Source organism: Pseudoduganella sp. RAF53_2, assembly GCF_052113985.1.
In the GTDB taxonomy this organism is placed as follows: Bacteria; Pseudomonadota; Gammaproteobacteria; order Burkholderiales; family Burkholderiaceae_D; genus Rugamonas.
In genome coordinates this window covers 1-5,050 of the sequence record NZ_JBFRDW010000455.1, presented here as the reverse complement: position 1 = coordinate 5,050, position 5,050 = coordinate 1, and the positions used below count along the sequence as shown (strand labels likewise).

General features: G+C 63.5%; 4 protein-coding genes. 2 read left to right on the top strand and 2 right to left on the bottom strand.

Translation table 11 applies throughout. The features are described from left to right. Positions 1-2,367, top strand: a 2,367-nt coding sequence (locus AB4Z11_RS22740; protein WP_442027847.1) for a glycosyltransferase family 9 protein, incomplete at its 5' end; no start/stop codon positions are given. Here the strand turns inward: AB4Z11_RS22740 and AB4Z11_RS22735 are convergent. Both AB4Z11_RS22735 and AB4Z11_RS22730 read right to left on the bottom strand, forming a co-directional pair. Next, complete coding sequence (locus AB4Z11_RS22735; RefSeq protein WP_442027846.1) at positions 2,312-2,914, bottom strand: response regulator transcription factor; 603 nt, start codon at positions 2,912-2,914, stop codon at positions 2,312-2,314. The genes AB4Z11_RS22740 and AB4Z11_RS22735 overlap by 56 nt on opposite strands. Then, positions 2,904-4,475 carry an ATP-binding protein gene (locus tag AB4Z11_RS22730; protein ID WP_442027845.1) on the bottom strand — a complete coding sequence of 524 codons (1,572 nt, stop codon included), beginning with the start codon at positions 4,473-4,475 and terminating at the stop codon, positions 2,904-2,906. The genes AB4Z11_RS22735 and AB4Z11_RS22730 overlap by 11 nt, the downstream gene beginning before the upstream one ends. A gap of 218 nt (positions 4,476-4,693) precedes the next feature. On the opposite strand from AB4Z11_RS22730, the gene AB4Z11_RS22725 reads away from it, so the two are divergent. After that, a partial coding sequence (locus AB4Z11_RS22725; RefSeq protein WP_442027843.1) for a DUF535 family protein occupies positions 4,694-5,050 on the top strand: 357 nt, incomplete at its 3' end.

The window sequence follows — 5,050 nt, the reverse complement described above, 5'->3', positions numbered from 1 at the left end:
CATAATATACGAGCCGGACGCCGCGCCAGCGCTGCTAAAATGGGGCTTTTCTGCACGCGTCATATGGATATGGCCAGCCACGCCCCGCTACCGAAGACTGGCGGCGGTCTGTTTTCCTCCATCCTGATTTTTGCCTTGCCGGCGCTTGCGCTGAGCACCAGCCATGGACTAGGCGCGACGCTTGGCGTGCTGCTGCTGCTGTTCTTCTGGAACGCCCGGCGCGGCGCCCTTGCCCCCTATCGCGAACATTGGCCGCTGGTCGGTCCCGTGGTATTCGCGTTCTTCGCCTACTTCCTCGTTTCGCTGGCACGCATGCTCGTGTTCCATCAGGGACTGTACACCCTGGACGGCCCCTCGCGCCTGATGCTTGGCCTGAGCTGCATTGGCGCGGTCTATTATCTGCGTCCCAAAGCACGCTGGTTCTGGCTGGGCCTGTGCGTTGGCGCCATCGCCTCCGCCGTCATTGCCGCCCTGCAGTTTGGCGTGGAAGGGCTGGATCGCGCCGTCGGCTTCACGCATCACGCCATTACTTTCGGCGACCTCGCCATGGCGCTGGGCGTGATGGCCTTATGCGGCCTTTCCGAATTCCGCCACACCCGCTACTCCTTCCTGCCAGTCGTTGCACTACTGGCGGGCATGGTGGCCTCCATCTTGTCCGCTTCGCGCGGCGGCTGGCTCGCATTGCTGCTGGTGCTGGCGCCGCTGATGCGCTTTGGCTACGACATATACGGCAAGCGCGTTCTGGTGGCAGGCGGTGTGGCTGTGGCCCTGTTCCTGCTCGCGCTCGCGCTTCCCCACACCGGCGTGGCCATGCGCATCGAAATCGCCGCCACGGAAGTGCACCGCTACTTCACGCTGAACGATGCCACGACCTCGGTCGGCATCCGCCTGGAATTGTGGAAGGCCGCCTGGATGATGTTCAGCGAGCATCCATGGATCGGCGTGGGACGCGATGAATTCGATGTCGTACTGCGTGCGCTGGCCGCCCAGGGCCGCCTGCAGCAATCGCCTGCGCTGGAATACGCCAGCGCCCACAACGACGTGCTGCACTGCCTGGCTACCGGCGGCCTGCTGGATTTCGGTCTGCTGCTGGCGATGTATGGCGCCCCGCTCGCGCTGTTCGCCCGCCAGCTGCGGGCGCCGGACCGTGGCCAGCGTCCGCTCGCGCTGGCAGGCCTGGTGCTGGTTCTGAGCTTCATCGGCTTCGGTCTGACGGACGTGATGTTCTGGCTGATGGCGCCGAAGATTTTCTACATCACCATGATCGGCGCCATCGCCGCCCTCTGCCTGCGCGCGCAGGAACAGGAGCCGCCGCTGCGCAAGGTGCTGATCACCCGCACCGACAATATTGGCGACGTGGTGCTGACGTTGCCCATGATCGGCTACCTGAAGCAACAGTATCCGGGCGCCGAAATCAGCTTGCTGTGCCGGTCCTACGCCTCCGCCATCGTCAACCAGTGCGAGCATGTAGACAAAGTCGTCACCGTGGAAGCTGCGGGCGATCTCACCAGCCATATGCGCGCAAACGAATACGACACCGTCATCTTCGCCTTCCCGACCCGCAAGCTGGCTGGTACGGCGGCGCGCGCCCGCGTGTGGCGCCGGGTCGGCACCAGCGGCCGCCACTACAACTGGATCTTCTGCAACCTGCTGGCCCACTTCAGCCGCGTGAAGTCGAATCTGCATGAGGCGCAGCTGAACTTCAAGCTGCTCAAGCCATTGGGCATGGACTATGTGCCGCCGCTCGGCCAGGCCTGGCGCTACTACGGCCTGAGCGTCCCGCACCACCCCGATGCCGACGCCCTGCTGGACAAGAACAAATTCAACCTGATCCTGCACCCCAAGTCGAACGGCAACGGCCGCGAATGGCCGCTGGGGCATTTCACCACCCTGGCGCGCCTGCTGCGCACCGTGCCGGACGTGCGGGTGCTGGTGACCGGCAGCGCTGCCGAAGGCAAGCTGCTGGCCGAACAGGCACCCGAGCTGCTGGCCCTGCCGAATGTGGTGAATGTGTGTGGAAAGCTTGATCTGACAGGGTTCACGTCCCTGATCGGCGGCTGCGATGGCTTGATCGCCAGCGGCACCGGTCCGCTGCATATGGCGGCGGCGCTGGGCCGACCGACCGCGGGCCTGTTCCCGCCGGTGAAGCCGATCGATCCGGCGCGCTGGGGCGCCCTCGGCGAGCGCGCCATCAGCCTGGTGATGCCCAAGCCCTGCGAAGGCTGCGCTGATGCGGCCACCTGCAGCTGCATGGCCGCGCTGAAGCCGGAATGGCTATTTGAAGTGGTAATGAAATGGCGCAGCGAGAAGGTCAGCGCGCCATTGCAATCCGCACCAGGTCAGCCACATTATCAACCCCTAGCTTAGCCATCAGGCGCGCCTTGTGGACTTCCACGGTGCGCACGCTGATGCCCAGCTGCGGTGCGATCTCGCGATTGTGCCGCCCCATCACCACCAGCTCCATCACTTCGCGTTCGCGCGGGGTCAGCTCATCGACCAGCTGGCGCGATTGCGATTTGCGGTCCAGCGCCTGGCGCGAGCTGCGCTCCAGCGAGAAGGCTTCTTCGATGGCTGTAATCAGCTTGGCGTCGTCGAACGGCTTTTCCAGGAAATCGACGGCACGCGCCTTGAAGGCTTCCCGCGCCAGGCTCACGTCACCGTGGCCCGTTACGATAATCACCGGCAGGGTGCAGCCCTTGTCGATCAGGGTACGCTGCAGCGACAGCCCGTCCATGCCGGACATGCGGATATCGGCCACCAGGCAGCCGGTCCATTCAGGTTGCCACGCTTTGAGGAAGGCTTCACCACTGGCGAAAACAGCGGTGCGATAGCCGCGCACGCCCAGCAGCAGGCCAAGCGCGTCACGCACCGACGGGTCATCGTCCACGATAAAGACGGTCAGGTTATTTGACAATTGGTTCTCCAGTCTCCAGCGCCGGAAGTATAAAACGGAATACCCCGTGATCGCCAACTTCTGCCCACAAAGTACCGCCATGGGCTTCCACGATGGCCCGGCTCAGCACCAGCCCCAGTCCCATGCCGCTGGCCTTGGACGAGACGAATGGCTCGAACAGGCGCGCCGCCACGTCGCGGCTGACGCCTGTGCCGCTATCTTCCACGGTCAGGCGCAGCTTGCCGTCCAGGGCTTCGGCGCGCACCTGGATGCGGCGCACACCGGCCGGCTGGGCGCGCACGGCATCCAGCGCATTGGCCAGCAAATTACGCAGCACCAGCTCCATTTGCAGCCGGTCCACCAACACCGATTGCGGCGGACCTTCGGCCAGCTCCAGCACTACCCCATGTTCGTGGAATAGCACCCGGAACTGTTGCACGATACTGCCCAGCAGCGCGCCCACGCTGACCGTTTCCAGCTGCATGGCGCCGGTGCGGAAGAAGTCGCGCAGGCGGCGCACAACCTCGGCCGCACGCGCCGACTCGGCAATCATCTGGCCGATGGCATTCTTCAGCATATCGCCCGTCTCGCCCCGCTCCAGCAAGTGCTCGCAGGCCTTGCCGTAAGCGCCCAGCGCCGTCATCGGCTGATTCAGTTCATGCGCCAGCGCGGCCGCCATTTCGCCGGCGGCGGCCAGGCGCAAGGTCTGCTGCAATTCCGCTTCGGTTTTGCGGTGCTCATCGACCACGATGCCGATAAAGAAGCCGACCAGCGCCAGCGCCGCATCCAGCATCTGCAGCTCGTGCACCGTGATGTCCGGTGCGCGGTTGCCCTTCACCAGCGTAACGATGGCCAGCTGCAGCACGAACACGATCAGCGCTGCGCCGTACACGCCCTGGCGTGTCGCAGCCCAGATCACGGGCAGGAAGAGGAAATAGAAGTGCTTGAATTCGGCCGTCAGGATATAGCCGAACACCCCCCACAGCACGAAGATGGCCAGCGCCAGATAGCCGATGGTCTCAACCTGCCATACCGCCGCGCGCAGGCGTGCGCGCGGGCCCGGGGCCGCCAGCATCCATAGCAGGGGCATGGTCACCAGCACACCGACCATATCGCCAATGGCAAAGCGCAGTGTGGCGGTGGGCCAGTTACCGGAGGGGATCAGACCGGCGATCTTCAGCAAACCGATATACACCGCGCCATTCAGGGCGGTGCCCAGCACGATGATGGTCAGCCAGCGGAACAGGTCCTCGCGGTCCTCAAACAGCTCGGTGGTACTGAAGCGCCGGCGCAGCATTTCACCGATCAGGCCATAGCCCGCCGTCAGCCAGGCCGACGTGATCACAGTGACCACCGGACCGGCCGGCATGCCGCGCACGAACAACTCGCCCGCAATCAGCGCAATAAACCACGGCAGCGCCGCACGGCGCCCGTAGTGCATCCAGAACAGCAGGCCCAGGGCCGGATCGGGATTCCAGGGCGTGATGTTCAGGCCGAATAGCGGCTCGACATAGCTGAGCCAGTCGAACATCACATAAACGGCCACATAAACGCTTGCCGGAAGCAGGAACGAAAAACGCATAAGGAAAAAAGCGCAACTAAGTGTATTACGTATCGTATTGTAACAATCCACATCGGCTACAGCAGAAACAGGGGTTGCCGCAGAGCACGTTATAAGGGAAGACCCTAAGTTCGTTCACCAATTGCAACGAGAAATGCCTATAGATACTATCGCCAGAATTGTAACGTATTGTTTCCATATGTTTCTGCCAATGGAAACAAAATAGGAGACATCGCAACATGCAGTCCATCACCCTCCGATCCGGGCTGGAACGGAAGTCTCACCTCTCGCGAACCTTTGCCGCGTTGAAACTGCAGTTGCGTGCCCTCGCCTGTCCCCGCATGACGAGCAGCTGGCTGCACCTTCTCAATTCRCACAGCGTGCTGCGCGACCTGGCCATCGCCCAGCCGCGCCTGATCCACAAGATTTACCGTCCCTGGCTGAGCCATCGCATGTGCCAGCGCCAGCGCTTGTCGGCGCTGATGTCGCACTACCACTTCATCCTGCAGCAGGGCCTGGGCGAGCTGGTGGCCGACGCGGCGCGGCGCCCGGTCGAACTGGCGCGCTTTGCCGGCAAGTCCGGCGCACTATACAAC

Coding starts and splice junctions, on each gene's coding strand:
- AB4Z11_RS22730 (WP_442027845.1), bottom strand. CDS start 4,475: ATGCGTTTTTCGTTCCTGCTTCCGGCAAGCGTTTATGTGGCCGTTTAT.